The sequence below is a fragment of the Sinorhizobium psoraleae genome (assembly GCF_013283645.1).
GTDB classification, from domain to species: Bacteria; Pseudomonadota; Alphaproteobacteria; order Rhizobiales; family Rhizobiaceae; genus Sinorhizobium; species Sinorhizobium psoraleae.
Genome location: NZ_JABEKV010000002.1, coordinates 1,482,130 through 1,508,072 on the forward strand (window position 1 = coordinate 1,482,130; position 25,943 = coordinate 1,508,072).

Annotated in this window: 24 protein-coding genes, 1 tRNA gene and 1 pseudogene; 11 read left to right on the plus strand and 15 right to left on the minus strand. The window is 62.7% G+C overall.

The window, feature by feature from the left end; genetic code table 11:
* Positions 1-218 precede the first annotated feature (218 nt).
* Positions 219-782, minus strand: coding sequence for a methylated-DNA--[protein]-cysteine S-methyltransferase (locus ILFOPFJJ_RS15745; protein WP_173511441.1), 564 nt, complete (start codon positions 780-782; stop codon positions 219-221).
* A 206-nt stretch (positions 783-988) separates the two neighbouring features.
* Between ILFOPFJJ_RS15745 and ILFOPFJJ_RS15750 the strand changes: the two genes are divergently transcribed.
* Both ILFOPFJJ_RS15750 and ILFOPFJJ_RS35070 read left to right on the plus strand, forming a co-directional pair.
* Positions 989-1,702 carry a DUF6065 family protein gene (locus ILFOPFJJ_RS15750; RefSeq protein ID WP_173511442.1) on the plus strand — a complete coding sequence of 238 codons (714 nt, stop codon included), beginning with the start codon at positions 989-991 and terminating at the stop codon, positions 1,700-1,702.
* Positions 1,703-1,891: 189 nt separating this feature from the next.
* On the plus strand, positions 1,892-2,116 hold the full coding sequence (locus ILFOPFJJ_RS35070) for a hypothetical protein (protein ID WP_173511443.1): 225 nt from the start codon (positions 1,892-1,894) through the stop codon (positions 2,114-2,116).
* 287 nt (positions 2,117-2,403) lie between these two features.
* Here ILFOPFJJ_RS35070 and ILFOPFJJ_RS15760 read toward each other — a convergent pair whose 3' ends face one another.
* Together ILFOPFJJ_RS15760 and ILFOPFJJ_RS15765 are read right to left on the minus strand one after the other, a co-directional pair.
* The gene (locus ILFOPFJJ_RS15760) at positions 2,404-3,186 is read right to left on the minus strand and encodes an anti-sigma factor family protein (protein WP_173511444.1); all 783 of its coding nucleotides are present in this window, start codon (positions 3,184-3,186) and stop codon (positions 2,404-2,406) included.
* Complete coding sequence (locus ILFOPFJJ_RS15765) at positions 3,183-3,725, minus strand: RNA polymerase sigma factor (protein WP_173511445.1); 543 nt, start codon at positions 3,723-3,725, stop codon at positions 3,183-3,185. The genes ILFOPFJJ_RS15760 and ILFOPFJJ_RS15765 overlap by 4 nt, the downstream gene beginning before the upstream one ends.
* Positions 3,726-3,960: 235 nt before the next feature.
* Between ILFOPFJJ_RS15765 and ILFOPFJJ_RS15770 the strand changes: the two are divergent.
* Positions 3,961-5,310 (plus strand): annotated as a pseudogene (locus ILFOPFJJ_RS15770) (S8 family serine peptidase); the annotation flags it as partial.
* 49 nt (positions 5,311-5,359) lie between these two features.
* Here the strand turns inward: ILFOPFJJ_RS15770 and ILFOPFJJ_RS15775 are convergent.
* Complete coding sequence (locus ILFOPFJJ_RS15775; RefSeq protein WP_173511446.1) at positions 5,360-5,809, minus strand: SRPBCC family protein; 450 nt, start codon at positions 5,807-5,809, stop codon at positions 5,360-5,362.
* Positions 5,810-6,062: 253 nt separating this feature from the next.
* Here ILFOPFJJ_RS15775 and ILFOPFJJ_RS15780 point away from each other — a divergent pair, with 253 nt between their 5' ends.
* Positions 6,063-7,121, plus strand: a complete 1,059-nt coding sequence (locus tag ILFOPFJJ_RS15780; protein WP_173511447.1) for an adenylate/guanylate cyclase domain-containing protein — start codon at positions 6,063-6,065, stop codon at positions 7,119-7,121.
* Positions 7,122-7,241: 120 nt separating this feature from the next.
* Positions 7,242-8,264 (plus strand): LLM class flavin-dependent oxidoreductase, encoded by a 1,023-nt coding sequence (locus ILFOPFJJ_RS15785; protein ID WP_173511448.1) that lies wholly within the window; start codon positions 7,242-7,244, stop codon positions 8,262-8,264.
* A gap of 5 nt (positions 8,265-8,269) precedes the next feature.
* On the opposite strand, the gene ILFOPFJJ_RS15790 is transcribed toward ILFOPFJJ_RS15785, so the two are convergent.
* The 5 genes from ILFOPFJJ_RS15790 to ILFOPFJJ_RS15810 all read right to left on the minus strand — a co-directional run bounded on the left by ILFOPFJJ_RS15790 (position 8,270) and on the right by ILFOPFJJ_RS15810 (position 14,119).
* Positions 8,270-9,901 (minus strand): FGGY-family carbohydrate kinase, encoded by a 1,632-nt coding sequence (locus tag ILFOPFJJ_RS15790; protein WP_173511449.1) that lies wholly within the window; start codon positions 9,899-9,901, stop codon positions 8,270-8,272.
* 65 nt (positions 9,902-9,966) lie between these two features.
* Positions 9,967-10,695, minus strand: coding sequence for an SDR family oxidoreductase (locus ILFOPFJJ_RS15795; protein WP_173511450.1), 729 nt, complete (start codon positions 10,693-10,695; stop codon positions 9,967-9,969).
* A 28-nt stretch (positions 10,696-10,723) separates the two neighbouring features.
* On the minus strand, positions 10,724-11,986 hold the full coding sequence (locus ILFOPFJJ_RS15800; RefSeq protein WP_173511451.1) for a sugar ABC transporter permease: 1,263 nt from the start codon (positions 11,984-11,986) through the stop codon (positions 10,724-10,726).
* Positions 11,983-12,804 carry an ATP-binding cassette domain-containing protein gene (locus ILFOPFJJ_RS15805; protein WP_173511452.1) on the minus strand — a complete coding sequence of 274 codons (822 nt, stop codon included), beginning with the start codon at positions 12,802-12,804 and terminating at the stop codon, positions 11,983-11,985. Before ILFOPFJJ_RS15805 ends, ILFOPFJJ_RS15800 begins: the two co-directional genes overlap by 4 nt.
* A 268-nt stretch (positions 12,805-13,072) precedes the next feature.
* On the minus strand, positions 13,073-14,119 hold the full coding sequence (locus ILFOPFJJ_RS15810; RefSeq protein WP_173511453.1) for an ABC transporter substrate-binding protein: 1,047 nt from the start codon (positions 14,117-14,119) through the stop codon (positions 13,073-13,075).
* Between the two features lie 312 nt (positions 14,120-14,431).
* Here ILFOPFJJ_RS15810 and ILFOPFJJ_RS15815 point away from each other — a divergent pair, with 312 nt between their 5' ends.
* The 3 genes from ILFOPFJJ_RS15815 to ILFOPFJJ_RS15825 all read left to right on the plus strand — a co-directional run bounded on the left by ILFOPFJJ_RS15815 (position 14,432) and on the right by ILFOPFJJ_RS15825 (position 18,037).
* Entirely contained in the window at positions 14,432-15,451 is a 1,020-nt protein-coding gene (locus ILFOPFJJ_RS15815) for a LacI family DNA-binding transcriptional regulator (protein WP_173511454.1), read from the plus strand.
* A gap of 523 nt (positions 15,452-15,974) precedes the next feature.
* Positions 15,975-16,712: a response regulator gene (locus ILFOPFJJ_RS15820; RefSeq protein ID WP_173511455.1), complete on the plus strand. Its 738-nt coding sequence runs from the start codon at positions 15,975-15,977 to the stop codon at positions 16,710-16,712.
* The gene (locus tag ILFOPFJJ_RS15825) at positions 16,712-18,037 is read left to right on the plus strand and encodes an ATP-binding protein (RefSeq protein ID WP_173511456.1); all 1,326 of its coding nucleotides are present in this window, start codon (positions 16,712-16,714) and stop codon (positions 18,035-18,037) included. Before ILFOPFJJ_RS15820 ends, ILFOPFJJ_RS15825 begins: the two co-directional genes overlap by 1 nt.
* A 156-nt stretch (positions 18,038-18,193) precedes the next feature.
* Here ILFOPFJJ_RS15825 and ILFOPFJJ_RS15830 read toward each other — a convergent pair whose 3' ends face one another.
* The 5 genes from ILFOPFJJ_RS15830 to ILFOPFJJ_RS15850 form a co-directional block, all read right to left on the minus strand.
* On the minus strand, positions 18,194-18,610 hold the full coding sequence (locus ILFOPFJJ_RS15830; RefSeq protein ID WP_173511457.1) for an organic hydroperoxide resistance protein: 417 nt from the start codon (positions 18,608-18,610) through the stop codon (positions 18,194-18,196).
* A gap of 363 nt (positions 18,611-18,973) precedes the next feature.
* Entirely contained in the window at positions 18,974-20,026 is a 1,053-nt protein-coding gene (locus ILFOPFJJ_RS15835) for an alpha/beta fold hydrolase (protein ID WP_173511458.1), read from the minus strand.
* A 175-nt stretch (positions 20,027-20,201) separates the two neighbouring features.
* Entirely contained in the window at positions 20,202-20,414 is a 213-nt protein-coding gene (locus tag ILFOPFJJ_RS15840) for a hypothetical protein (RefSeq protein WP_173511459.1), read from the minus strand.
* Between the two features lie 75 nt (positions 20,415-20,489).
* Entirely contained in the window at positions 20,490-22,259 is a 1,770-nt protein-coding gene (locus ILFOPFJJ_RS15845; protein ID WP_173511460.1) for a cytochrome c biogenesis protein DipZ, read from the minus strand.
* A 276-nt stretch (positions 22,260-22,535) separates the two neighbouring features.
* Positions 22,536-23,213 carry a type 1 glutamine amidotransferase domain-containing protein gene (locus tag ILFOPFJJ_RS15850; RefSeq protein WP_173511461.1) on the minus strand — a complete coding sequence of 226 codons (678 nt, stop codon included), beginning with the start codon at positions 23,211-23,213 and terminating at the stop codon, positions 22,536-22,538.
* Positions 23,214-23,451: 238 nt separating this feature from the next.
* Here ILFOPFJJ_RS15850 and ILFOPFJJ_RS15855 point away from each other — a divergent pair, with 238 nt between their 5' ends.
* The 3 genes from ILFOPFJJ_RS15855 to ILFOPFJJ_RS15865 all read left to right on the plus strand — a co-directional run bounded on the left by ILFOPFJJ_RS15855 (position 23,452) and on the right by ILFOPFJJ_RS15865 (position 25,558).
* On the plus strand, positions 23,452-24,384 hold the full coding sequence (locus ILFOPFJJ_RS15855) for a LysR family transcriptional regulator (RefSeq protein WP_173511462.1): 933 nt from the start codon (positions 23,452-23,454) through the stop codon (positions 24,382-24,384).
* A 140-nt stretch (positions 24,385-24,524) separates the two neighbouring features.
* Positions 24,525-25,238 carry an SDR family NAD(P)-dependent oxidoreductase gene (locus tag ILFOPFJJ_RS15860; RefSeq protein WP_173511463.1) on the plus strand — a complete coding sequence of 238 codons (714 nt, stop codon included), beginning with the start codon at positions 24,525-24,527 and terminating at the stop codon, positions 25,236-25,238.
* Between the two features lie 80 nt (positions 25,239-25,318).
* Positions 25,319-25,558 carry a tautomerase family protein gene (locus ILFOPFJJ_RS15865; RefSeq protein ID WP_173511464.1) on the plus strand — a complete coding sequence of 80 codons (240 nt, stop codon included), beginning with the start codon at positions 25,319-25,321 and terminating at the stop codon, positions 25,556-25,558.
* 117 nt (positions 25,559-25,675) lie between these two features.
* Here the strand turns inward: ILFOPFJJ_RS15865 and ILFOPFJJ_RS15870 are convergent.
* Positions 25,676-25,752, minus strand: a tRNA-Met gene (locus ILFOPFJJ_RS15870).
* Positions 25,753-25,943 lie beyond the last annotated feature (191 nt).

Below are 25,943 nucleotides of genomic sequence, written 5' to 3' on the forward strand. Positions count from 1 at the left end.
CTGTCTGTTGCGCGACTTATATTATCATTAATGATTTTTTAACAGCTTCGGCAACATCGATACGCGGACAACCTGGGTTTGTGGTTAACGCTGCGTGCCGCTCGATCCGCAACGCGCGCCGTCTTCGATACGATCGACATGAAGCCGTGGAGCGGTATTGCCGGCTGGAGCAATTCCCGGAAGGCCCGTAACGCTTTTCCGTCCGGAGTTATGTCACTCTAAAAGCCAAACGAATGTTGTGCAGGCTCTGGAGCGCCGACATGGACGCCCTCCAGCTCGAGCATGTGCGTCTTGGCCGATGCGCCGCCCGGCGCCGAAAAACCGCCGATCTTGCCGCCAGCGGCCAGGACGCGGTGACAGGGAATGATCAGCGGAACTGGATTCTTCGCCATGGCTTGGCCAACCTCTCGCGCCGCTTCCGGTCCGGCGCCGAGTTCCTTCGCCAACGCACCATAGGTGGTCGTCTGCCCCCAACGGACGCGCCGCGCTGCTGCATAAACCTCCCCGAAGAACGTGTCCTGCCCGGCGAGATCGAGCCTGAAGCCGGAGAAATCCGTTTCTTGCCCCTCGAAGTAGCGCTTTGCGGCCGCGACTGCTTCAAGCACGTCGGGCGTAGGGGTACCGGGTTCGGCATCCGGCAGGCGACGCAGCAGAATTCGCTCCGTCGCGCCGGCGCTTTTTGTCGGCAGCTGGAAGCGCGTAATGCCATGGCCGCTCCAGGCGATGCCGCAGAAACCACCTGCGGTTTCGAAGATGAAGTAATGGTGCACTGTCGGTGCCATCACGTGAGCCTCCGCATTTCCGATGACATAAGAATCGTGTGTCCGGCCGGCGACTTCAACCCGTTTTCAGCGTCGGCCGACATGCGCGGTGCCTTGCGGACGGGCTATGTCGAGCCCGCAGGGATTTGTAAGGTCTCAATGCACTCGCGGCGGAATAGAAGTCGCGCGGTTCCGTTTCTCCCATCCTATTCAACTGGAGAACCGGAATGTTTCACTTACCGAAGAAAGAAACGCGGGTGATCCGCTTTCTGTGCCGTCCGGAGGACAACGGCGTTATCGCGGCGCCTCTCCCTGCCAAATCGGTTCTACCGGACTGGTTCCGGAAGCTGCCGGCAGTCGATCAAACGCATCTGTCGACGACCAACAATGGTCTGACGGTCAAACGCTGCATGCCCTTTCTCGATGCCATGACCACGGGCTGGATCCTGCCGCTCGCGGCGACCGTCAGGTTGGAAATCAAGGATGGCGGCCGCAGCGTCGAGGCAGGCTGGGAATTCGACCGGGTCATGGTCAGCAATCATGGTGCCCATCAGGTAGCGGGAAACCCGAGAGAGCCGTCGCCACCGTGCAAGTTTCACAACTACTGGTCCATCCGCACGCCGCCCGGCTGGAGCTGCCTGTTTCTGCCGCCCCTCAACCGGGCGGGGCAACCGTTCGAATGCGTTGCCGGCGTCGTCGATACCGACACCTACGCCTCTCATATCCACTTTCCGTTCTTCGCGACGGCGCCCGATGGACTTTACGCCATCGAAAAGGGGACGCCGCTCGTGCAGGTTATACCGTTCCGCCGCGCTGATGCGGCCGTCACGGCAGACATCCGCGCCGAAACGCGCAACGAAGCCATGGAGCGAGAGACAATCCACCGAAACACGATCGCCGGAGCCGGCTGGTATCGTAAGACGGCGCGCGCCGCTCGTTGAACTTTCGAGCGGTCAAACAAAGGGGGCCGGATCGATTGTCCGGCCCCCTCTTCTTGCCGCGTCTTCGAATTGCTGCACGTTTCATCCTTAATTCGGCATCGATTCAAGGAAGCATGCAGCGGATTTCAGCGCCACGCGCGCCACAACTTGCCTGGACGATACGACCGGTCAGAACTGTTCGAGCTCGAGTTGGACGAGCTGTTCGAGCTCGTGTTCGAGGAACTGTTCGAAGAACTGTTCGAGGACGAATTGGGGCTCGAGTTCGAGGAACTGTTGGAAGACGAGTTGGAACTCGAATTGCTCGACGAATTCGAACTCGAATTGGACGAACTGTTGCCGGCCACGATGATCTCGCCATCGCTCCGGCCAGCCGTGTGCGCGGTTTGCCTGGGCGAATTCTCGACGTCAGGATAGATCAACGGATGTTCCCTCGCCTCGGCCGCAGAACCTGCAAATGCTGCGAGGCTGGCGAGGAGCGCGGTGCTCAGCTTCCAATGCCTTTTCATGCCATTACTCCTTCTGAAAATCGGACCGTTTCTTTCGGTCCGGTGGAGTAACGGGCGATCGGCGCCTCTATTCCATCACTACAGCGCGCGTGTCTTATCAGACGCGCAGAGTTCGCAGCAGCACTTTGGATTTGCTGCACGTTTGCCCTTCAATCGGCTCCGATTCAAGAAAACAGGCAGCGGCATGCGCCGATCTCACCTTGGCGCGCTCTCGCGTAGATGGCTGAGAACCTGAGCCTCCTCCGCTGCCTCAAGCGGCGGCCCGGCATCGATCGCGGTGAGGTAGGCGTCGAGGGTCTCGGTGGACGATGCCGGCGCGTAACCGCCGCTGGCGCCGGGCGCAACGACGGCGAAGGTCACGCGCCATTCGGCTCCGGTGCGGCACGCAACCGATACCACAGTCGAGCGGTCGGCCGAGTCCACTTCGAACTCTCGGCACAAAGTCTGTGCATTATCGCGGAACGTCGCTATCGCTCGAAAGCGCTGGTTGGAATCCGGCAATTGCCTTTCCTCGCCTGTGGCGACCGTCGCCAGCGCATCATCAAGCGCGGAGCCGCTGATGCCGGCGACGTGCAAACCGCCGTCGAGCACCGCTTCCCCGCCGCCCCGCAGCCAATATCCGCCGATGCCGGCAACGACGACCACAAGAGAGGCGGCTATGGGTGCGAGCCAGCGGTTCGCCCGACGGTGATTTGCAGCGCGCGGCGTGAAAGGCAGAACGCTGGCATCGGAAGCACTCTGCGTCTTCTCTTTGACCATTTTTTCGACGGCAGCCGAGAGTTCGGCCGGCAGCGGCTCGTCGAGAAGCGGCTTCATAGCCGTCTGTGCCGCCGCGCGCGTTTCGATGAAGAGCGCCACGCGCGAGACGAGTTCATCGTCCAGTTCCATCGCCCGCTCGAGCTCAGCGGACGTGTCGGCATCGAGCTCGCCGTCGGCGAAGCGCATGAGTATTTCGTCGGAAAAATCCGTTTTGGTCATTCCTTCACGTCCTTCATCACCTGAGAACGAGCGGTCGTCGCCGTTATTCCGGCGGCCTCGGCGAGATTCTTGCGCGCCCTCGCCAACCGGCTCATGACCGTTCCGATCGGAACGCCCAGCACGTCAGCCGCTTCGCGGTAGGAAAGCTCCTCGACACAGACCAGAAGCAGCACCTCGCGCTGCTCGTTCGGCAAGTCGGCGATCGCTTCAGCCACAGTGGTCAGAGTCAGGCGCGCCTCGGCATCGCGTTCTCCATGCGCTCCCGCGATATCCTGGCGTTCGGAAATATCGTCCTGCACGCCCATGGTCTTCTGCTTGCGCACCTGATCGATCCAGAGATTGCGGAGAATGCGAAACATCCAGGCGTCGAACCGCGTGCCCGGCTCGAAGCGCTCGGCACTGGCGAGCGCCCGTTCACAGGCCGCCTGCACCAGATCATCGGCGATATCACGCGAGCCGCAAAGCGATATGGCGAAGCGGCGCAGATTGGGCAGGAACGCTATCAGGCGTTCACCGACGTCTTTCACCGCACTGCTCATCCGGAAACTCCGCAATTCTGGCTACCGCTACTTAAATCGGTGCCGATTCAACGATAAAACCATGCGGCAATTCAAAGTCTATAGCGACCTTTGTGCATCTGAGAAGACGCATTGCTATAGAAGAGGGAATAGATCGACGACTCGACCGTTTCATTCCAATCTACCGGCACCGGCCGCCGCCGTACAAGGTATGCACCGCCTGTTTGAACACTGCCAAGCCGATCGAGGTTCTCGGATGTTGACCAGTCTCGCGCTCAAAGTTGCACTGATCGCCCCATTTACAGCAATCGCACTGGTGGCAGGCGACATCATGGTTCCCCGGGACGCGATGGTGTTTCAAATGCTCGGGACCAATGAGGCGCTCGCCGACGACGACGATGACGACGATGGCGGCGGCTCCCGAGGCTCCGGCTCCTTCCGCGCCGGTGCAGGATGGAGTGGCGGAAAGTTCCCGTTCCGCGGCCTGCTGCCAAGACGAGGCAGTTCGCGACGCTCACAGCCGCCGGCGCCCGCGATCCAGGCGCCGAACGAGATCGTCGCGCTTGGCTTTAGCCCGGCTCAACTTGAGCAGTTGACGGCGTCCGGCTTCCAGGTCCTCGAACGAGCTGCCATGGCGACATTCGACACCGAAGTGATCAAGCTTCGCATTCCCTCGGGCCTGACGCTTGATGCCGCCCGGGAGCAAGCCCGGACTCTCGCGCCTCAAGCGATCGTCGACTTCAATCATTTTTTCCGGCCGGAGCAACGGGCCGAGCGGCCATGTGCCGCAACCGACTGCCTGGCGCGCAGCGTCATTGGCTGGCCGTCGGCCCAAGACTGGCCCGGCGCCTGCGCGGGCGGGGTGCGGATCGGTCTTGTCGATACGGCGATCAACCCTGAACACGACGCCTTCGAACACGGGAACATCGAGATCATCCGCCTTGCCGACGAAGAGTTGCCGGAATCCGGCCGGCAGCACGGCACCGCTGTCGCGGCACTGCTGGTGGGATCAGCGACGAGCCGTACGCCGGGCCTGATACCGGGCGGCAAGCTCATCGCGGTGGACGCGTTTCACCGCGCCGGGCGCCAGGACGACCGTTCCGGCGCCTTCGATCTTGTTCGCGCCATTGACCTGCTCGCCGACCGCCAGGTGCAGGTCATCAATCTGAGCCTCTCCGGCCCGCCCAATCTGCTGCTTGAACGGACCGTGGAGAAAATGGGCGAGCGCGGGATCATCACGGTTGCTGCCGCCGGCAATGACGGGCCCAAGGCCGAGCCAGCCTATCCCGCGGCCTACGAAGAGGTGGTTGCGGTAACCGCGACCGACAGGCGCAAGCGGCCCTACAGGCGAGCCGGCCGCGGCGAGCACATCGACTTCGCCGCTCCGGGTGTCGCGGTCTGGACCGCGGCCTCTGTCAGCGGGGCTCGTCTGAAAACGGGCACGTCTTTTGCAGCACCTTTCGTGACCGCCGCGCTGGCACTGTTGAAGGCTTCGAGACCGGAACTCGCGCCCGCACAGATCCGCGAGATGCTGACCGGGCGCGTCGAGGATCTCGGGGACCCGGGCAAGGATCCGGTCTTCGGCTGGGGTCTGTTGAACGCGCGCTATCTGCGAAACGGTGCCTTGAGGTCCGGCAGCTTCTCGACGGCCGACGTCAGCCGGTGCGGCCGTGCCAGGGATCCGGCCCCGGATCGCGCCCCGCCGCAGCCTCGGTCAACCGGTCGAGGTAATGGGCCCAACCTTCCGCATGGCCGGCGCACTGCTCGGCATTGGGCAGGCCGCTATGGGTGAGGCGCAACAGCGTTCCGTCCGGCTGCTCGATGAGGTCGATCTCGACAAGGCTCGACGCCGGCGGCACGATCTCACTATCGTCCCAGCCGAAGCTATATACCAGGCGGTGCACCGGTACGACCTCGCGGAAGGAGCCGCGGGCGAAGCGAGCCCCGGTGACGTTGACGAGATAAAGACCGCCGGGCTCCGGCTCGACCTCGGCTTCCGTTCCCATCCAGCGCAGGATCTTTTCAGGATCGGTGAGCAGGGCGAATACTGCGGCGGGCGGCGCCGGGATATGCGTTTCACGGCGGACGACGAGGGCCTCTTGCATCGGTCTCCCCCAAAGGTTGCGATGGCTGCCCGACTACGGCGAAAGGGACTAGCGCCGGAGCGGGCCAACCGATGATAGACCGCTGGGATCGGCTGCGCCACCACTTACAGCGCCAAGCGTTATTTCAGACATACTGGGATCGCTGTAACGCTTTGAATTTGCAGCTTGTTTGCATCCTCAAATCGGTCCCGATTTAAGGAAAGATGCGGTAGCGCGGATGACAGATCAGGGAACGTAACGCTATGATCGCGGCATGAACCTTCCCGGACCCCTTGCCTGGCTGGTGGACGAGGCCGGCGCTTCGCCCGGCCCTGACCGGTTCCTGGCCGATCTCGGCGGCCGGCTGGTGGCCGACGGCCTTCCGCTCGCCGGCGGTGCCCTGACGCTGGCAGTGCCACATCCGATCGTCGCCCACCGCACATGGCTGTGGCGGGCGGAGACCGGGACGGTGATCGAGGCCTTGGGCTTCACGGGCGGTGCAGCCAATCATGCCGGACGCGACTGGCTCGCCGGGCTTGGTCCGGTTGAGGAGAACACGGTCGGACCGGCGGCGGACAGACTGGTGCTGGGCTGGGCCGGCAGCCGGGCATTCGGCCCCGCCGAGACCGGCCGGCTGCGCCAGGCCGCGCGCTTCGCCGCCGCGCCTTTGGCTGCTTTGGCTGAACGGGCAGCGCTGGAAACGCTGCTGGAGGCCTATCTCGGCCGGCGCAGTGCCGCCCGGGTGCAGGCCGGCGCGCTCGGCCGGGGCACCGGAGAGACCATCCGCGCCGTGCTGCTTTGTACCGATCTGCGCAACTTCACCGCCCTGTCCGAGGCAACGGAGCCTCAGGCGATGATCGCCACCCTCGACGCCTGGTTCGACCGTGTCGCGGGGGCGATACACGTCTTCGGGGGCGAAGTGTTGAAGTTCATGGGCGATGGCCTGCTGGCGATCTTTCCGGTTGCCGGTACACCGGCCGAGGCCTGTGGAGCGGCGCTGCGCGCGGTCGTCGCCGCCCGCGCCGGCATGGCCCATCTCGATGCCGCCCGTGAGGCGCAAGGGCTGCCGCCGCTGCCCTTCGGCGTGGCGCTGCATCTCGGCGAGATATTGTGGGGCAATATCGGTGCGGCCGACCGGCTGGACTTCACCGCCATTGGTCCCGCGGTCAACCTGGTCAGCCGGCTGGAAGGGCTGTGCCGGCCGCTCGGGCGTTCGGTGCTGATCTCGGGCGCGGTCGCCGCCGAGACCACTATGCCGCTGGTGCCGCTCGGCGAACACGTGTTGCGCGGCATCGCATCGCCCTGCGCCGTCTTTACGCTCCCGGACGCTTGAGTAATCGGGGTGCATCGTCTGCTCGGATCGCTTTGGCGAGCCCCCGCGCATGGTATGCCTATATCCCCAGTCGGTTTTGTGCCATGAAGCAGTGACTGCAACATCAGAGGCTGCACAATCATGAAGAAGATCGGCTTCCTATCGTTCGGGCACTGGGCACCCTCGCCGCAATCGCAAACGCGGTCGGCGTCCGACGCGCTTCTGCAGTCCATCGACCTGGCCGTTGCTGCCGAGGAGCTGGGCGCGGACGGGGCCTATTTTCGCGTGCATCACTTCGCCCGCCAACTGGGCTCGCCGTTTCCGCTGCTTGCGGCCGTCGGCTCCAAGACCAACCGCATCGAAATCGGCACCGCCGTCATCGACATGCGGTACGAGAACCCGATGTACATGGCCGAGGACGCGGGCGCGGCCGACATCATCGCCGGCGGGCGCCTGCAGCTCGGCATTAGCCGCGGCTCGCCCGAGCAGGTGATCGATGGATGGCGTTACTTCGGCTACCAGCCGCCCGAAGGCGGGACCGACGCAGACATGGCCCGGCGCCATGCGGAAGTTCTGCTCGATGTGCTGCGCGGCGAAGGCTTTGCTGAGCCCAACCCTCGGCCAATGTTTCCCAATCCTCCCGGCCTGCTACGCATCGAGCCGCATTCGGAGGGTCTGCGCGAGCGGATATGGTGGGGCGCCAGTTCCAACGCCACCGCAGTTTGGGCGGCCAAGCTGGGGATGAATTTGCAAAGTTCCACGCTCAAGGACGACGAGAGCGGCCTTCCATTCCATGTCCAACAGGCTGATCAGATCCGGGTGTTCCGCGAGGCATGGAAGGCGGCAGGTCACGAACGCGAGCCGAGAGTGTCGGTCAGCCGCAGCATCTTTGCGTTGGTCGACGACCGCGACCGCGCCTATTTCGGCCGAGGCAGCCAGGATGAAGACAAGATCGGATTCATCGACGAGAAAACCCGGGCGATCTTCGGTCGCAGCTATGCGGCGGAACCGGATGTCCTCGTTGAAGAGTTGGCGAAGGACGAGGCCATAGCGGAGGCCGACACGCTGCTCCTAACCGTTCCCAACCAGCTTGGCGTGGACTACAACGCGCATGTCATCGAGGCGATTCTCACCCACGTTGCCCCCGCTCTCGGGTGGCGCTGAGGCGCTTACCGGATATCCCGAGCCAGTGACTGGAGCCTCTTGAAGGCGTCGTATCTCAGCGCATGAAGCGCTGCGATTTCACCGACGGCGGGCGCGTAGGTGCGATCCGTGCCGGAAAGCCTTGCCATTGCTGACCGAACGTCCGGGAACTCGCCCGCCGCTACGCTTCCGAGGATGGCTGCACCGAGGAGCACGGGCTCCTCCGAGCGCGTCGCCAGCACGGGCTTTCCCGTCGCGTCCGCGAGGAGCTGGCGGACGAGATCGAGCTGGCCTGCGCCGCCGCTGATGACGATCTTCTCGATCATGGCGCCGGACGACGCCTGCGTATCGATGATCTGCCGGAGCCCGTAGCCGATGCCGCATAGCCCTGCCACGTAGAGCGAAACGAGGTTGTCGATATCCCTTTCCATCCCCAGCCCCAGGACAACGGCGCGGGCATGCGGATCGGCAAACGGCGCGCGGTTGCCAAGGAATTCAGGAACGACGTGCAGACCGCCGGCAAGCTCGACCGACTGCGAGAGCGTCTGGACCTTCTGCGCGGCAAGCTCCGCCAGCAGAACGGGCAGCGAGAGGCCGCGGCGCGCTGCAAGCTCCAGCGCCTCGCCGGCCGCCGGATGGAACGACAGAAGCTGCTCGATCGCAGCGCCCGCCGCGGACTGGCCGCCCTCGTTCAGCCACATCCCTGGGACCATCGCCGAATAGTAGGGTCCCCACACACCCGGTACAAAGACCGGCTCCGACGTGGAAGTCATCGTGCAGGAGGACGTGCCGAAGACATAAGCCAGGTTGCTTTCGGGAGGGCCGTCAACACCGACGGTTCCGATCCCGCCCGCATGGGCGTCGATCATACCGGCTCCGACCGGCGTGCCGGCCGCGAGGCCAAGCTCCTCGGCGGCGCGGTCCGTCAGCCCGTTTCCAACCGGCGTGCCCGGCTCCACGACACGCTGACCTATGCGCACGAAGTCTTCATCTGCGAGCTGACCGAGGCCGATCGCGCGGAAATAATCCGGATCCCAGCGCTTCTCGTGCGCGAGATAGGTCCACTTGCAAGTCACCGTGCATGTGGAACGGGCAAGGTCGCCCGTTGCCCGCCAGGTCAAGAAATCCGCGAGGTCAAAGAATTGCCAGGCGGCGTCGAAGACCTGGGGGCGATTTTCGCGCAGCCAGAGAAGCTTCGGCGTCTCCATCTCCGGCGATATGCGCCCGCCGACATAGCGCAGCACACCATGACCCTTGGCATTGATGCGTTCCGCCTGCTCGACGGCGCGATGATCCATCCAGACGATGATATCGCGCCGAGCGTCCCCCGACGGCCCCACCGGAAGCGGTCGCCCATCTTCACCCAGGACGACCAGCGAACAGGTTGCGTCGAAGCCGATGCTTGCGACTTGGGAAGGATCCACGCCCGCAGTGGAAACCGCTTCTCGAACGGCCTCGCAGACGGCGGCCCAGATCTCCGTACTCGACTGCTCGACGATGGAACCAGGCTCGCGAAAGAGCGTGATATCGCGCTTGCCCGAAGCCAGCAGCTGGCCGGTGAGATCGAAAATGCCCGCTCTGGCGCTTCCGGTCCCGACGTCAACGCCGATGAGATATCGTTCGCCGCCCGTGGGGCGTGCGGAAGAAATGTTGGTCATGGTCTACCGCCTGCAATCTGGAACATGGATCGGCGGAGGGCGCAGCCTCGCGCCGCCGGAGGCAATTAGAGATCGACGCTGTTGGGCAGGATCACCAGATCGCGGATCGTGACGTTGCGCGGACGCGTCAACATGAAGAGCACCGCATCCGCCACTTCCTTCGGCTGCATGAGGCTGCCATTGGCAAGCGCTTCTTCCATCTTCGCCTTGGGCCAATCATCGAGCAGCGCCGTCACCACGGGTCCCGGCAACACGGCGCCGACGCGCACACCATGCGGCGCCACCTGTCGCCGCGTGCTGTGCACGAAGGCCTGCACGGCGAATTTCGATGCCGTGTAGATCGGCTCCCAGACGACAGGGACGACACCCGCAATCGAACTGGTGAAGAGGATGTCGCCCGATTTCTGCTCGATCATGTACGGCAGCACCGCATGCACGGAACGGAAGGCCGCATTGATGTTGAGGTTGAGCATCCGGTCCCACGCGTCCGGGTCGCCCTCGGCCACCGGACCGCCGATATAGGCGCCGGCATTCGCATGGAAGACATCCAGCTTCCCGGCGAGGTCGAGGATTCTCGGAAGCATGCCGGAGACTTCGGCGGGCTTCAGAAGGTCGACGACCAGCGGCAGGGCGTTCTCACCGAGCTCGCGGCAAAGCTGTTCCAGCTTGTCCTGCGCTCGATCCACGAGAACGACCTTCGCCCCTTCCGAGAGCAGCGTGCGGGCGCATTCCAGTCCGATGCCCGATGCTGCGCCGGTGATGGCGGCAACCTTGCCTTTCATGAGGTCAGCCATATCAAGAACTCCATAACGAGAGGTTGGGTTACGCGCGTCCGTGGCTGACACGGGAACGACGGGCCAACGAGTCGACGATGACAGCGATTGCCAGAACGCCGCCGGTGATCATGTAGCGGAGCGACGAGCTCAGATTGAGCAGCGTCAGACCGTTCGAGATCGCCTGGATGACGATGATACCGAGCAGAGCCGAATAGGCGCTGCCACGCCCACCGAAGAGGCTCGTGCCGCCGATGACGGCAGCCGCGATCGCGTTGAGGTTGACGTCGCCCGTGCCCGCCTGCTGGCTCGATGAGGCAAGGCGCGATGCCGACAGAATGCCGCCCAGCGTGGCAAGCGTGGAGCAGAGCACGAAGGCGCTCATGTAGATCCGGCGCACGTTGATGCCCGACCGCCGCGCGGCCTCACGGTTGCCGCCGACCGCGAACATCGAGCGGCCCCACTTCGTGCGCGTCAGCGCATAGTTGAGGATCACAGCGAGGGCGACGAAGAGCCCGAACATCCATGGCACGCCGCGGCCGAGATTGAGGTAGAAGACAGCCACTTCGAGGAGAACGGTGAGCACCAGCGCCTTGATGATCAGCGCGCCGAGCGGCTGGGAGGAGAGGTTCGCCGCCTGTCGCTGGCGCATCGTCCGCATGCCCTTGCCGATCATCACCAGGCCCGGAACCAGCGCAAGCGTGTGGGAGAGCCAGTCCGGCATGATCATTATCTGTCCGAAACGGACGAGCGAGGAAGCATAGGGCAGGTTGATCGAACCGGTCGGCCCGAGGATGTAGAGCTGCATGCCGAGAAGCGCGAGAAGACCAGCCAGGGTGGCGATGAAGCTCGGCATTCCGAGGCGGTTGTAGAGCGTGGCGTAGAGCAGCCCGACTGCGGCACCGACCATCAGTGCAACAAATATCGCCGCGGCAATCGGCCAGCCGGAATTCACCCACAACACACCAACCATGGCCGAGGCCAGTCCGCTCATCGAGCCCACCGAAAGGTCGATTTCGCCCAGCACCAGCACGCAGATGATCCCGAGCGAGATCACGCCAACGGTGGCGCAATCGAAGAGCAGGTTCACGAGGTTGTTGGGTGCAAGAAAGATCGGATTGAGGGCCGAAAAGATGATCGAAATGACGATGAGACCGACAGCGACCGGCAGCATGCCGAGATCGCCGGACCGCACGCGGTCAATGAACCCCCATACCAAGTCGAGGATCCCCTCGTCATGGCGCACGCGTTCATCGCTGCGGTCAAGCCTCTGCTGGCTTTGGACAGCCTGGTTCGAGGGGTTCTGGCTCATGCGGGTCCTCCGCTCTGCTCATTGACGAGGCCGGCCTTGCGGTCGAGCCGGCGCGAGACGGCGTTCTCCGTCGCACCGGTGATCGCGGCGACGAGTTCGTGATTGGACGCATCCGGCGAGAAGACCCCGTTGTTCCGTCCAAGCCGCAAGACGACGACGCGATCCGCGACCGCGCGCACGTCTTCCATGTTGTGGCTGATAATGATCACGCCGAGCCCGCGATCGCGGACGCGTTCGATCAGATTGAGGACTTCGGCTGTCTGGGCCACGCCGAGAGCCGCGGTCGGTTCATCGAGCATGATGACCTTGGGGTTCAGCAGCAGCGAACGCGCAATGGCCACTGTCTGACGCTGGCCGCCGGATAGAGACGCGATCGGCTGACGAACGGATGGGATGCGCGCGGCCAGTTCGCGCAGAAGCGTCCAGGCGCGGACTTCCATCGCAACTTCATCCAGGTGCCAAGGCGACATCTCCTGGCCTAGGAACAGATTTGCAACGACATCGAGGTTTTCGCACAGAGCCAGATCCTGGAAGACCGTCGCAATCCCAAGATCGAGCGCCTTTCCGGGATTGTCGAGCGTTACCCCCTGCCCGCAGAACTCGATCGTGCCCGAGGATGGTTGATGCACCCCCGCGAGAACTTTGACGAGCGTCGACTTGCCGGCGCCGTTGTCTCCGACCAATGCGACGACTTCGCCGGCATTGACGTCGAGTTCTATGTCGGTGAGAGCGGAAACGGCTCCGAAATTCTTGGATATGCCGCGAAGACGCAGCACAGGCTCACCCTTTACGGGAGCACTCTGGATATCGCGTGTCATCGCCTTTTTTGACCTTTCGACTACTGCATGGACAAATCATGCAGAAACTCAAAGTTCTACAGCGACCTTTACGCGTCTGATCAGACGCGCGGCGCTGTACAGCGGGATCATGGAATACTCTGAGCGGTTTTCCGCCGGCATCCAGCCCTAACTTACCAGAATCGATCACGTTCACGATTTCGGGCCGAGTCGACCCGCAATCATCGTGACCGGGAGAGGTGGTTCGGCCGCGGTCATGCGGCCGAACACAGCGGCAGTCGGAGCTGCTTTAGTTGATGATGCCGAGTTTGCGGCAACCTTCAGCATATTCGCCGGTGCAGATCTCTTCCGGCGTGTTGATCTTCTTGTCGAAGATCTCGGCCTTGATGTTCTCGGCCGTGACCACCGCCGGGGTGAAGAGCTGTGACGGCGTTTCGTAGAGCTTATGCGTCGCCTCGGGCGTTTCGCCCTTGATCAGCTTCACCGCGACATTGGCGGCAGCCGCAGCTACGATCTCGGAAGGCTTCGAAATCGTGTTGTACTGGTCGCCGGAGATGATCAGCTGCAATGCCGCGATCGTCGCGTCGTTGCCGGTGACGGGCGGAACAGGCTTGACGCCCGCTGCCTTGAGCGCCGCGATTGCACCGCCGCCGGTTCCATCGTTGGCGGCAACGATCCCCTTGATCTGGTCGCCGAAACGGGTGATCTGGCCTGCGGCCCATTCCTGCGCCTTCGGCGGCGCCCAGTCGGGCGTGTCGAATTCGGCGAGCGTCTTGTAGCCGGATGCGTCGAGAGCGGAGTCGATGCCGTCGCGAATGAGACCGGCTGCCGCGTCGGTCGGCGAACCATTGATCTGCAGCACGCCGGAACCCTCGGCCACGCCGGTAGCCTTCAGATGATCGACCAGCGACTGCGCGATCGCGCGGCCGATGCCTTCATTGTCGAAAGAAACGTAGTAATCCGCCGGCTTGTCCGGGATCGGACGGTCATAGGCGATCACCTTGACGTCCTGGGAATGGGCGATTTCGACGAGCGCTGCGGCTGCGGCGGAATCGACCGGATCGAGCACGACGACCTTGGCGCCCTGGGCGATTACGGAGTTAAACTGCTGCTGCTGAAGCGCCACGTCCGCATTGGCGTTCTGATAGATGACGGTGCAGCTCGGGCAGAGCTTTTCCATCTCCGCCTTGAAGCCAGGATAGTCGTGTTCTTCGTAGCGGGTCGAAGCCTGGTCCGGCATCAGGAAGGCCACGGTGGCCGCGTCCTGCGCGACGGCCGCGCTGTTGAGCGACACGGCAAGGCCGGTCGAGGCAAGCAAGTAACAAATCGTCTTCATAAGTTTCCTCCACGGTTGATTTTGCGCCGGCGTCCTGAAGCTTTTGAAGGGCGACACCCCCACGATATCGCGAAGTCGTTCGGGGACAAGTTCCGCCGCGACTTCTTTAGGCCGATCAAGGCGTGGCCGGTCGCTCGCTGCAGCAGGCACTGTAGCGTTGGACTTATTGATTCCTGTCAGACTCCTCCCCGGGACAGCGTTTGCTGAACTGGTAGCTTCATCGATTGCGCTCGCTTGCTCAATCGATGAAGCAGAATTGCCACTTAACTCTATTGATGTCAAGGTGACGCACGAAAGTGGAGATCAAAATTCGTGAAGCGTGGAACTCAGACCAAAAGAACAACGATCTACGATCTGGCTGAATTGGCCGGAACGTCGGCGAGTGCGGTGAGTGCCGTGCTGAGCGGAAACTGGAAAAAGCGCCGCATCAGCAGCCAGCTGGCGGAGAAGATTACCCGCCTTGCCGAGGAGCAGGGTTATGCCCTGAATATGCAGGCAAGCGTGCTGCGCCGCGAGCGATCGAAGATCATCGGCATGCTCGTCCCTAAGTACGACAACCGCTATTTCGGCTCGATCGTCGAACAGTTCGAGACGAGAGCGCGCGAGAGAGGCCTCTTCCCGATCATCACTTGCACGCGCCGCGATCCCGCACTGGAGATCGAGGCCGCACGTGCCATGCTCTCCTATCAGGTGGACTGCCTGATCGCGACCGGCGCGACCGATCCAGATCGCATCGCCGACATTTGTTCCGCCGCCGGCGTTCGGACCGTGAACCTCGACCTGCCGGGTTCGCGTGTTCCCTCGGTCATCTCTGACAATTTCGGCGGCGCGCTCGAGCTTACGCGGCGCGTGCTCGCCAACTCAGAACGGGAGTTCGGTGAGAAGACACCGCTGCTCTTCGTCGGCGGACGCGGAACCGACCACAACACGTCGGAACGTGTGAGGGGGTTTCGTGCCGCCCACGCCGAGGCGGGGGTGGAGGTCGACGAGGCGCTCGTGCTTACCTGCGGCTATGCACCCGAAAAGGCCGAGAACGCAATGAAGTCGCTCGCGGACAAGGTCGGACCACTGCCGCGGGGCATGTTTGTCAACTCGACCATTTCGCTTGAAGGCGTCATGCGATGGATTCGTCGCTCCGGCCATTATGCCGATCGCATGCCTCTGCTCGGCTGCTTCGACTGGGACCCCTTTGTGGCGATGCTCGGAGACCACATCGAGATGGTTCGTCAGGACGTGCCGAGAATGCTCGACGCGGTCTTCGAGATCATCGACTCCGGCGCATCCGAGCTGAAATTGATCCAGATCCCGCCGATCGTCGAGCAAACGGGGTGAGAACGGGGTTGGCCTTCAATACTCCAATGCTATCACCTGGTGAGGCCGGGCGTATCGAGCGCATGAGGGCGGCGAATTTTCTATGATTGCGTGCTGGAACAGACAAGGGGTCTTTGGCAAGGTTCGGCATCCGAACTTGAACGCCTGTTTGCCGGCTAATCACCGCAGGCCAGCGGTGCGGCTATAACGCCTGAGAGGCCCGCGCTCCCGGGCTGAAACCGCCGAGATGGGCCTGGGCCGTCCGGTCGGCAAAACGGAAGCGCAGCAGCGAGGGTTACAATGCTTGCCAAACGAACGGACATTGTATCGGAATGTATCCGGCCGGCCGCGCGTTACATCAAGACGCGGAGCTGCGAAGATTTGCACACACTACGGATACATCGCGAACGTCATTACAGCGCCGCGCGTCTTATCAGGCGCGAAAGGACGCTGTAGCACTTTGATTTGCTGCATGTTCTTATCTTAAATCGGAACCGATTTAAGGAAGCACGCAGTAGCAAGCGTGCATTTAGGACACGGCGCAATGGAGCACATCGATCATATCTTGATCGTCGATGACGATCGCGAGATCAGGGAGCTTGTCTCGAGCTACCTGAAGAAGAACGGCCTGCGCGTCACCGCGGTCGCCGACGGGCGGCATATGCGCGCATTTCTCGATGCGAATGCCGTCGATCTCATCATCCTCGACGTGATGATGCCGGGAGATGATGGCCTCGTGCTCAGCCGCGAGCTGCGCGCGGGCAGGCACAAGGCGACGCCCATCGTCATGCTGACTGCGCGCACCGACGAGATGGATCGCATTCTCGGTCTCGAAATGGGCGCTGACGACTATCTCGCCAAGCCTTTTTCGGCACGCGAGCTGCTGGCGCGCATCAAGGCCGTCCTGCGGCGCACGCGGATGCTGCCGCCGAACCTGCAGGTCTCCGAGGCCGGCCAGTTGCTGCGCTTCGGCAAATGGAAACTCGACACGACGGCAAGGCATCTCGTCGACTCCGATGGCACGGCGATTGCGCTCAGCGGCGCCGAATACCGCCTTCTGCGCGTCTTCATCGACCATCCGCAGCGCGTGCTCAACCGCGACCAGCTTCTCAATCTTACCCAGGGGCGCGAGGCCGAACTCTTCGACCGGTCGATCGATCTCCTGGTCAGCCGGGTTCGCCAGCGGCTCGGCGACGATGCAAGGGAGCCGACCTACATCAAGACCGTCCGCAGCGAAGGCTATGTCTTTTCCATGCCGGTCGAGATCGTCGAGGCCCGCTGATGGTGGCGCGCGCCGTTCTCAATGGATTTCGCCTATGGCCGCGCACTCTCAGGGTACGGTTGTTCGTCATTCTCCTTGCCGGACTGGCGCTTGCGCATGCCATGTCGTTCACCGTGCTGTTTTTCGAGCGCTACATGGCCGCCAGGTCGGTGATGTTCAATACGCTTGAAAACGACGTCGCCACGTCGATCGCCATTCTCGACCGGCTGCCCGCTGCCGAACGCGCCGACTGGCTGGATCGGCTCGATCGCGGGAGCTACAGTTTCATTCTCGGGCGAGGCATGCCGGGAGATCCCGCGCTCGACGCACGCAGCGCCGAGATCGCTTCCAAGATCCAGGCGACGATCGGCGCGCGCTATCCGATCGAAGTGCAAGCCATTCCCGGTGAAAGCCGGCGGCTGCAGGCGCATCTGCGCTTGAGCGACGGCGCACCGCTGACAATAGATGTCAAGCCGAGAGGCGTAATGCCCCTGGCAGACTGGCTGCCTTACGTGCTCGTCGCGCAGCTTGGGCTTCTGGTGTTGTGCTGCTGGTTTGCGGTGCGTCAGGCAATCCGCCCTCTCGTCAACCTCGCGGCGGCCGCGGACACGCTCGACCCAAACAGGCAGACGCCCCGGCTCAGCGAAGCGGGACCGAGTGAAGTCGCCTATGCGGCAACGGCCTTCAATGCAATGCGGGATCGCATCGCGCAGTATCTCGAAGAGCGCGTGCAGATCCTCGCGGCAATTTCACATGACCTGCAAACGCCGATCACGCGCATGAAGCTGCGGACGGAAATGGCGGAGGACTTCATTGAAAGGGACAAGCTGATCCAGGACCTTGGCGAAATAGAGCGCCTCGTCAAGGAAGGTGTCGACTATGCAAAGAGTGCCCATGGCAAGGTCGAAAAGGCCTCCCGCATCGATCTGGCCTCGTTCACCGAAAGCTTGGCCTATGATTACCAGGATACCGGCAAGGCGGTCACGATCACCGAAGTGACGGGCGGCACGATCTTGACCCGCCCACACGCGCTCAGACGGATTCTCACGAACCTGATCGACAATGCGCTCAAATTCGGCGGCAGCGCGGAAATAGAGATGCAACGCCTCGCCGATGAAACCGTGGTCATCAAGGTACTCGACCGCGGCCCCGGTATTCCGGAAAATCAGCTGGAAGCGGTCCTGAAGCCGTTCTACCGACTGGAGCAGTCCCGCAACCGGGATACAGGTGGAACCGGTCTTGGCCTTGCCATCGCCCAACAACTCGCGACGGCGATCGGCGCCTCACTCACCTTGCGCAACCGCGACGGCGGCGGCCTTGCCGCAGAAATTGCCATTCACCCCTGATGGAATCGCAAACGGCATCGCCGCATTCGGATGCCAAGAATAGACGGCGGAACCCAAAGGCGAAGACAACAGCCAAACAAAAAAGCGGCAGCCTTCGCAGCCACCGCTTCTTCCAGAATGGCCCTGCCTGACGATCAGCCAAGGCTTTTCATCACGTCAGACGATGTTGATCGCAACGTTGATATTGCCGCGCGTCGCCTTGGAATAGGGGCAGGTCTGATGCGCCCTGTCGACCAGCGCCTGGGCGGTGTCGCGATCGATCCCCGGCAGGCTGACATTGAGCCGCGCCTGTAGGAAATACCCGCCGGTACCGCTGCCGAGATCGACTTCGGCATCGACGGCCAGATCGATCGGGAGCGCAACCTTCCGCTCCCCGGCCGCCTTTCCTATCGCACCGATGAAACAGGCCGACCAGCCGGCGGCAAAGAGCTGTTCCGGATTGGTCCCCGGCCCTGAGCTGCCGGGCGAGGAAAGCTGGATGTCCAGACGCCCGTCAGAACTGCGGGATGCCCCCTCGCGACCGCCGGTGGTATGCGTCCTGCCAGTGTAAAGTACCTGCTCGATTTCGGTCATGATGTCCTTCTTTTCGACAGAGTTGATGACGTCGAGACTTGAGTGCCTTGTCCGACTGTCGGGACACACTTGACGCTCCGCACGTGTATCGAATGTTTCGCGACCGGCGCCGAAATGTAATCGACTCCCAAGAGAACGCCGCGCAGACACACTGTGATACGAAGCGCTCATTGCCGATGAGATGTTCTCCCGAGCAACTGACGCGCCAGCAATCGCGATCGGTGCGAGATTTCGACCCGCGTCAGAGTTGCGACAGAGTTTTGGAGCTTTGAGGAGCTGGCCAGCGTTCGCGGCCGGCCAGAGTTCGGGGCTGGGCGGATCCGGGCTCCCGGCCCAACCGCCCAGCCTTTTGGATGAAGATGATCAGAAACGATCGACGTCCAGCACGGCCTGAGCAAAGGCCTGTGGCGCTTCCTGCGGCAGATTGTGGCCGATGCCGCCGGTGATCAGACGATGTTCGTACTTGCCCGAGAACTTCTTCGCATAGGCCTTCGGTTCCGGATGGGGGGCACCATTGGCATCGCCCTCCAGCGTGATTGTCGGTACGCTTATGACGGGAAACCCGGCAAGCCGCTCTTCCAGATCGTCATACTTCCGCTCGCCGTCAGCCAGACCGATCCGCCAGCGGTAGTTGTGGATGGTGATGTCGACGTGATCCGGGTTCTCGAATGCCACCGCGCTGCGGTTGAAGGTGGCGTCGTCGAAGTTCCACTTCGGCGATGCGAGCTGCCAGATGAGCCTGGCGAATTCGTTCCGGTACTGCTCGTAGCCGGCCCGTCCGCGTTCCGTGGCGAAATAGAACTGATACCACCAGGCAAGCTCGGCCTTCGGCGGTAACGGCATCTTGTTGACTTCACGGCTGCCGATCAGGTAGCCGCTCACGGAAACCATTGCCTTGCAGCGTTCCGGCCAGAGGGCGGCGATAATGTTGGCGGTTCGCGCGCCCCAATCGCAGCCGGCGATGACGGCATTTTCGATCTTCAGGGCATCCATCAAGGCGATGACGTCGGCGGCAATCGCCGACTGCTGGCCATTGCGCGGCGTGTCGGCGGACAGGAAGCGCGTCGTGCCATAGCCGCGCAGATAGGGAACGATCACCCGATAGCCGGCGGCCGCCAGCAGCGGCGCCACATCGACATAGGTGTGGATGTCGTAGGGCCAGCCATGCAGAAGGATGACCACAGGCGCATCGCCGGCCCCCACTTCCGCGTAGCCGATATTCAGGACGCCCGCGTTGATCTGGCTGAGCGACGCGAAGAAAGTATTCGTTCCCGGCGTGATCGCCGGAACGTCAGATCCCTCCCCGCTGGTTGATTGCGCGCGGGCGGCGCCAAATATACTGAAGTGAGCGGCCGCGACGGTGAGCGCCGCCACGCCCATGAACCGCCGACGCGGCTGGTTGATTTCCTTTGTCATCGATTTCTTTCCCTCGATATCACAGCAGCAGAAGCCGGTACTCATGTGTCGCCACTATGTGGGCGACAGCCGAAATTGAAAGCCCATGTAGGAATCGAGCGAGGCGATACACTGAGCTACAGTTTTGGCTTTCCCGCACGCGCGCCGGCGCAACATGCATGCATCGGGGTGCGCCTCAGCGGTTTGAGATTTCGGCCATCGGCTTCACCGCCGATGACGCCGGCACGGCAGCCCCGGCCGGAACGGGCGTAGCAAAGATTGCGCGCCCGCCAGCCGCGGGCACTGCAAAAAGCGCTGCAATCGCTGGGGGCTCCCGTGGGTCGCTATCCCAGGCGCATGGCGCTGCCGCCAGCGCGACTACGCCGATGAACGTCACGAAAATGCGCATTGATTGCTCCTTTTTTCTTCTCGCGCCCGCGATCCACCAGATCCTCAAAGGACCTCCGACACTGCAGCCGTCCTCTCATCCAAAAGTGAAAACAAAGGCTTCGACGTCGGGATCAAGGAAGCGGATCTCGAACGTCCGCTCCCGCACGTCTCCCGACTGGCGTATAAGCTGGTAGAGTCGCGTTTCCGCGACCGTCCCGTTGCCGTCGGCGTCGATGTCCGAACCGTGGTCCGCACCCGGCGCCACCCCGTCGACCTTCACCTGGAAGCGCACCTTCCTGCCGCTTGCTCCTGGTCCGAGTACGAGATGGAGGTCTCGCGCGCTGAATCTGTACATGATCCCTCCGCCGACCCGATTGAGCGTTGCTTGCTCGGCCCCCATCGTCCAGTTGCCGGCGAGACCCCACTGATTGAGCCGCAGGTCTTCCACCGTGTAGTCGCGCGCTTCATCGACCCCGATGCCTTCGGGCGAGACGAAGTTGGAGGCGCGCATGTACCCGATGTAGTCCTCGCCAGACCCAAGGCGGGCGAAGTCCGGAGCGGCCTCGGCGCCCTGCGCATCCGGAGTCACAAGACCGACGTCAGTCCTCCGGTCACCTGCCGCTTCCGCCAGCAGTTCCTGAATGACCCGCTCGGATCTCTCGTAATCGCCCTCACCGAAGTGAGAGTGCCTGATCCGCCCCTTTGCATCGATGAAATAATGAGCCGGCCAATAATTATTCCCGAACGCACGCCAGATCGCGAAATCGTTGTCGATCGCGACGGGATAGCCGATCTCAAAATTCCTGACTGCCCGTTTGACGTTGCCGATCCGCTTCTCGAAGGCGAACTCGGGTGCATGCACGCCGATCACGATCAGGCCTTGATCCCGGTACTTCTCCGCCCAGGCGCGAACATAGGGGATTGTACGAATGCAGTTGATGCAGGAATAGGTCCAGAAATCGACCAGCACGACTTTGCCGCGAAGCTGCTCCGTAGTCAGCGGCTCGGAATTGAGCCACTCAACGGCACCATCAAGCGACGGGAACGTGCCCTCCACGGGCAGGTTGCTCTGGTATGCATTCCGCGCATCATTCGTCGCCGGCGCCACGCGGTTGCTTGCCACCGCTTCCGCGCGCGCGGCGGAGTTGCCGCGCAGCCGGTCAAGCAGCGATTGCTCAAGGTTGGTGGTGCCCGCATAGGACAGGCGCGCCAGCAGCCCGGTATCGAGCCCGAGCGCAATTGCCGCGACGCCCGCCAAAACGGCGACGCCGAGACCCTGCCGAAGCCGCTCGCCGATACCGAGCGATCGCTTCATCGCCGCAAACACCCTTCCTCCGGCCACGACCGCCAACGCCAGCGAGGTAGCCGCGCCGGCCGCATAGGCAGTGAGCAGAAGCGTCGTTTCGACGTTGGCCCCGTGGAGGGCGGCACCCGTCAGCACCAGTCCCAGAATCGGCCCGGCGCAGGGCGCCCACAGAAGTCCGGTTGCGGCGCCGAGAAGAAAGGATGCTCCGACACTCCCCTTCTGCCCGGCCGCCCTTTGCGAAAGCCGGTTGCCGAGCGCAACGGCCGGACGGGTTGCTACCGCCGCCACCCGCGGCGAAAGCAAGGTCACCCCGAAGACCGCCAGCACCGCGATCGCCGCATATCGGCCGATCTCATTGGCCTGCACCGCCCATTCTCCGCCGAGCGCGGCAAGCGTCGCCACGCCAGCGAATGTCACGACCTTGCCAAGGAGCATCGGCAAGACGCTCCGGGCGAATGGCTGACCGGCCCGAGAAAAGACGAAGGGCAAGACCGGAAGGATGCAGGGGCTGACAATGGTCAGCACGCCCGCGAGAAAGGCTATTGTAAAAAGGATCATTGTCGTCCCTCTGCAGTGGAGCAACGCCATCTTGCGTTGATCGCTTGACGCTCACCGCAGAGGATCAGCCGGACGTATCCGGGATGTGTCCTGTTTCAGGGGGATCTGTATCGGAATGCAGGTGCCGACGAGGGCAGATTTGGCGCGGACCCCGCGGCCCGCGCCGGACCAGAACTCGATCATTTCATTGTTTCCTTGAAGCAGCGAAATGATCTGGCGCTTTTGGAACTACCCAACTCCGGGCGGAGAACCGTTGGGCACTTTCCTGGAATTGCTCTACGCCTGCAGAAGCTTGAGCAATTCCCTGGCAGCAGAAGTCGATGAGGACGGGTTCTGCCCCGTGATCAGCCGGCCGTCCACGATCGTGAAATCGGCCCAGTCGGCAGCCTTTTCGTAGCGGCCGCCGAGACGTTTCAACTCGTCCTCGACGAGGAAGGGCACGACGTCGGCCAGCTGCACCGCCTCCTCCTCGGAATTGGTAAAGCCGGTGACGCGCTTTCCCTTGACGATGGGTTGTCCCTGATAGGTCACTTTTCGCAGGACAGCCGGGCCATGACAGACGGCGGCAACCGGCTTGCCGGCGTTGTAGAAGTCCTCGATCAAGGCAATCGAGTTCCTGTCGTTGACGAGGTCCCACATCGGGCCGTGGCCGCCGGGATAGAAGACCGCGTCGAAACCATTCGCTTTGACGTCGCCGAGCTTGGCGGTGTTCGCCAGTTCCTTCTGAGCTGCAGCGTCCTCCTTGAAGCGCGCCATCGCCTCGGTCTGGTTGGCCGGATCGTCGCTCTTCGGATCGATCGGCGGCTGGCCGCCTTTGGGCGACGCCACGGTGATCTCTGCCCCGGCGTCCTTGAACACATAATAGGGCGCGGCGAACTCCTCGAGCCAGAAACCGGTCGGCTCGCCGGTGTTGCCGAGCTGGTCATGCGACGTCAATACCATCAGGATCTTCATCGTCATTCTCCCTCTGTTGAGGCGTGCCCAAACGCGGGATCGCCGGGACCATTCTCGAACTCGGGGCATTGGACTGCCTCGTCTGCGATGACGCGGCCCCGACCCTCACGTCGCAGCCTATTCCTGGTGCTTGGCCGTATGTTGGCCACTGCCGCCTCTGTCGCCATATTTACTTCGTGCCATCCTCGGGTGAATACTTGCCGATCGGTAGTCACTCTCCCGTGGATCGGTAGAATAAATGGATCGCATCGATGCAATGAAAGTCTTCGTCACGGCGATCGACGAGGGCAGCCTCGCCGGTGCGGCACGCCGGCTGAAGCGATCACCAACCGCGGTCAGCCGGGCACTGAGCTTTCTGGAAGCCCATGTCGGCGTCGAGCTGCTGCATCGAACGACCCGCACGCTCAAGCTCAGCGAAGCCGGCCAACGCTATGCAGCCGCCTGCCGGAGGGTGCTCGTCGATCTCGAGGAAGCCGACATGCTCGCCGGAGGGGAACGCTCGGCTCCTCGTGGAATGCTGACGATTTCGGCGCCACCGATCCTGGGGGAAGAGGTGCTGCGCCCCATTCTGGACGATTTCCTTGACCTCCACGCGGCCGTTTCCGCCCAGCTTCTCCTCCTCGATCGTTTCGTCAACCTGGTGGACGAGGGCGTCGACATTGCGTTGCGCATTGGCCACCTTGCGGATTCGTCACAAATCTCCACGCGGCTCGGGGGCGACGTGCGGCGTGTCGTGGTCGCCTCACCCCGCTACCTTGGCAATCATCCCCGCATCGAGGAGCCGGCCGATCTTGCCAAGCACCAGATCGTCGCGTTCACCAATTTCGGTCTCGATTCGTGGAACTTCACGCCGGCAGAGGGCTCGCCCATCCCCCGGACGGTCCAGTTCACGCCCCGGTGCATAGTCAACAGTGTGCGCGCTGCGGCTGCTTCCGCCGTTGCGGGCCACGGCCTGACCAGGCTCTATTCCTACCACGTCGCGGAATATGTGAAAGACGGGCGGCTGAAGATCGTGCTCGCAGACGCCGAGCATCCGCCGCTGCCGGTTCACCTCATCGCACCGCAAGGTCGCATGTCGGTGCCGAAGGTCCGCGCCTTTGTCGATTTCGCCGCGCCGCGTCTGCGCTCCGAATTTGCACGCCTCGCGGTGGAAGCCGACACGCTCGACTGATTATACCGCGGCACGGCCGACTGCCTGTCAATCGGCGCTAATTCTCCCGTGTAACGGATAGATCTAAAACAGTTGCACCAACGCCGAGGGCGGAGGGCAGGTCGCTGAAGCGACTGCTGCAATCGAAAAGGATCACATCCATGAGCACTCAACAGAAAGTCGTCATTATCACCGGAGCATCACAGGGGATCGGCGCCGGATTGGTTCGCGCCTACCGTGACCGGAACTACCGCGTTATCGCCAGTTCCCGGTCGATCAAGGAGAGCGCCGACCCGGACATCCACGTGGTGCCGGGCGACATCAGCAGGCCCGAGACCGCAGAGCGGATCGTGCGCGAAGGGATCGAACGCTTTGGCCGCATCGACTCGCTGGTCAACAATGCCGGCGTCTTCCTCGCCAAGCCGTTCATCGAAATGACCCAAGAAGACTATGACCATAACCTCGGAGTCAACGTGACCGGCTTCTTCCACATCACCCAGCGCGCGGCGGCGGAGATGCTGAAGCAGGGTTCGGGCCATATCGTCAGCATCACCACCAGCCTGGTCGACCAGCCAATGGCCGGCATGCCGTCCGCGCTCGCCTCCTTGACCAAGGGCGGCCTGAACGCGGCGACCCGGTCGCTGGCGATGGAGTTCTCGAAGAGCGGCGTTCGCGTCAACGCGGTCTCGCCGGGCATCATCAAGACCCCGATGCACGCGCCTGAGACACACGCGACGCTGCACGCGCTGCATCCGGTTGGCCGCATGGGCGAAATTCGCGACATCGTCGATGCCGTTCTCTACCTCGAGACCGCGGGCTTCGTGACCGGCGAAATTCTCCACGTCGACGGCGGCCAGAGCGCTGGCCGTTGGTAAGCACGACAGCGCCCGTAAGCCGAAACGGCCCCGGTCGCGATCCAATCAACAACAGAAGCAATTCCCGAAAGGAGACTGCGATGCCTATCGTCACAGTACAGGTTACCCGCGAAGGAACGGCACCAGACCGCAATTCGGTTACCGCCGAGGAAAAGGCTGCCATCATCAAGGGCGTCAGCGAGGTGCTCCTCGACGTCCTGAACAAGCCGCTCGAATCGACCTACGTGGTGATCGAGGAGGTCGAGCTCGACAATTGGGGCTGGGGCGGGCTTCCAACAGCGCAGTATCGCCGTCAACGCGCCGCGGCCGCAAGATCCTGATGCGGCCAATCATGAGTTCACAGCCCGCCGCTTTACCCCGGCGGCGAGCATTGCCGTATACATGGGCGGATGTGCAGAAACGCCAAAGGCGCCCCTGGGGGCGCCTTTTGATGGATTTGGTTGCGGGGGCAGGATTTGAACCTGCGGCCTTCAGGTTATGAGCCTGACGAGCTACCGGGCTGCTCCACCCCGCGTTATTGTTTCAAAGCATAAGGGCCGCGTTTTGCGGCCCTTTTGTTTCGGCTTGGGCCGAGTGTGTGAGAGAAGATGTTTGTTTGTTTTCGCCGCTGCCTTGTCCTTCTCGGCTTTGCCTCGAAGGGGAGCGGCGTGTTTTACTTGCGTTTTGCAGACCTGGCAGCGACCTACTCTCCCGCGTCTTAAGACG

What these genes read in the sequence shown, in the direction of transcription:
- ILFOPFJJ_RS15745 (WP_173511441.1), bottom strand. Translation starts at nt 782, where the DNA reads ATGGCACCGACAGTGCACCATTACTTCATCTTCGAAACCGCAGGTGGT.
- ILFOPFJJ_RS15750 (WP_173511442.1), top strand. Translation starts at nt 989, where the DNA reads ATGTTTCACTTACCGAAGAAAGAAACGCGGGTGATCCGCTTTCTGTGC.
- ILFOPFJJ_RS15760 (WP_173511444.1), bottom strand. Translation starts at nt 3,186, where the DNA reads ATGACCAAAACGGATTTTTCCGACGAAATACTCATGCGCTTCGCCGAC.
- ILFOPFJJ_RS15765 (WP_173511445.1), bottom strand. Translation starts at nt 3,725, where the DNA reads ATGAGCAGTGCGGTGAAAGACGTCGGTGAACGCCTGATAGCGTTCCTG.
- ILFOPFJJ_RS15775 (WP_173511446.1), bottom strand. Translation starts at nt 5,809, where the DNA reads ATGCAAGAGGCCCTCGTCGTCCGCCGTGAAACGCATATCCCGGCGCCG.
- ILFOPFJJ_RS15780 (WP_173511447.1), top strand. Translation starts at nt 6,063, where the DNA reads ATGAACCTTCCCGGACCCCTTGCCTGGCTGGTGGACGAGGCCGGCGCT.
- ILFOPFJJ_RS15785 (WP_173511448.1), top strand. Translation starts at nt 7,242, where the DNA reads ATGAAGAAGATCGGCTTCCTATCGTTCGGGCACTGGGCACCCTCGCCG.
- ILFOPFJJ_RS15790 (WP_173511449.1), bottom strand. Translation starts at nt 9,901, where the DNA reads ATGACCAACATTTCTTCCGCACGCCCCACGGGCGGCGAACGATATCTC.
- ILFOPFJJ_RS15795 (WP_173511450.1), bottom strand. Translation starts at nt 10,695, where the DNA reads ATGGCTGACCTCATGAAAGGCAAGGTTGCCGCCATCACCGGCGCAGCA.
- ILFOPFJJ_RS15800 (WP_173511451.1), bottom strand. Translation starts at nt 11,986, where the DNA reads ATGAGCCAGAACCCCTCGAACCAGGCTGTCCAAAGCCAGCAGAGGCTT.
- ILFOPFJJ_RS15805 (WP_173511452.1), bottom strand. Translation starts at nt 12,804, where the DNA reads ATGACACGCGATATCCAGAGTGCTCCCGTAAAGGGTGAGCCTGTGCTG.
- ILFOPFJJ_RS15810 (WP_173511453.1), bottom strand. Translation starts at nt 14,119, where the DNA reads ATGAAGACGATTTGTTACTTGCTTGCCTCGACCGGCCTTGCCGTGTCG.
- ILFOPFJJ_RS15820 (WP_173511455.1), top strand. Translation starts at nt 15,975, where the DNA reads ATGGAGCACATCGATCATATCTTGATCGTCGATGACGATCGCGAGATC.
- ILFOPFJJ_RS15825 (WP_173511456.1), top strand. Translation starts at nt 16,712, where the DNA reads ATGGTGGCGCGCGCCGTTCTCAATGGATTTCGCCTATGGCCGCGCACT.
- ILFOPFJJ_RS15830 (WP_173511457.1), bottom strand. Translation starts at nt 18,610, where the DNA reads ATGACCGAAATCGAGCAGGTACTTTACACTGGCAGGACGCATACCACC.
- ILFOPFJJ_RS15835 (WP_173511458.1), bottom strand. Translation starts at nt 20,026, where the DNA reads ATGACAAAGGAAATCAACCAGCCGCGTCGGCGGTTCATGGGCGTGGCG.
- ILFOPFJJ_RS15840 (WP_173511459.1), bottom strand. Translation starts at nt 20,414, where the DNA reads ATGCGCATTTTCGTGACGTTCATCGGCGTAGTCGCGCTGGCGGCAGCG.
- ILFOPFJJ_RS15845 (WP_173511460.1), bottom strand. Translation starts at nt 22,259, where the DNA reads ATGATCCTTTTTACAATAGCCTTTCTCGCGGGCGTGCTGACCATTGTC.
- ILFOPFJJ_RS15850 (WP_173511461.1), bottom strand. Translation starts at nt 23,213, where the DNA reads ATGAAGATCCTGATGGTATTGACGTCGCATGACCAGCTCGGCAACACC.
- ILFOPFJJ_RS15855 (WP_173511462.1), top strand. Translation starts at nt 23,452, where the DNA reads ATGGATCGCATCGATGCAATGAAAGTCTTCGTCACGGCGATCGACGAG.
- ILFOPFJJ_RS15860 (WP_173511463.1), top strand. Translation starts at nt 24,525, where the DNA reads ATGAGCACTCAACAGAAAGTCGTCATTATCACCGGAGCATCACAGGGG.
- ILFOPFJJ_RS15865 (WP_173511464.1), top strand. Translation starts at nt 25,319, where the DNA reads ATGCCTATCGTCACAGTACAGGTTACCCGCGAAGGAACGGCACCAGAC.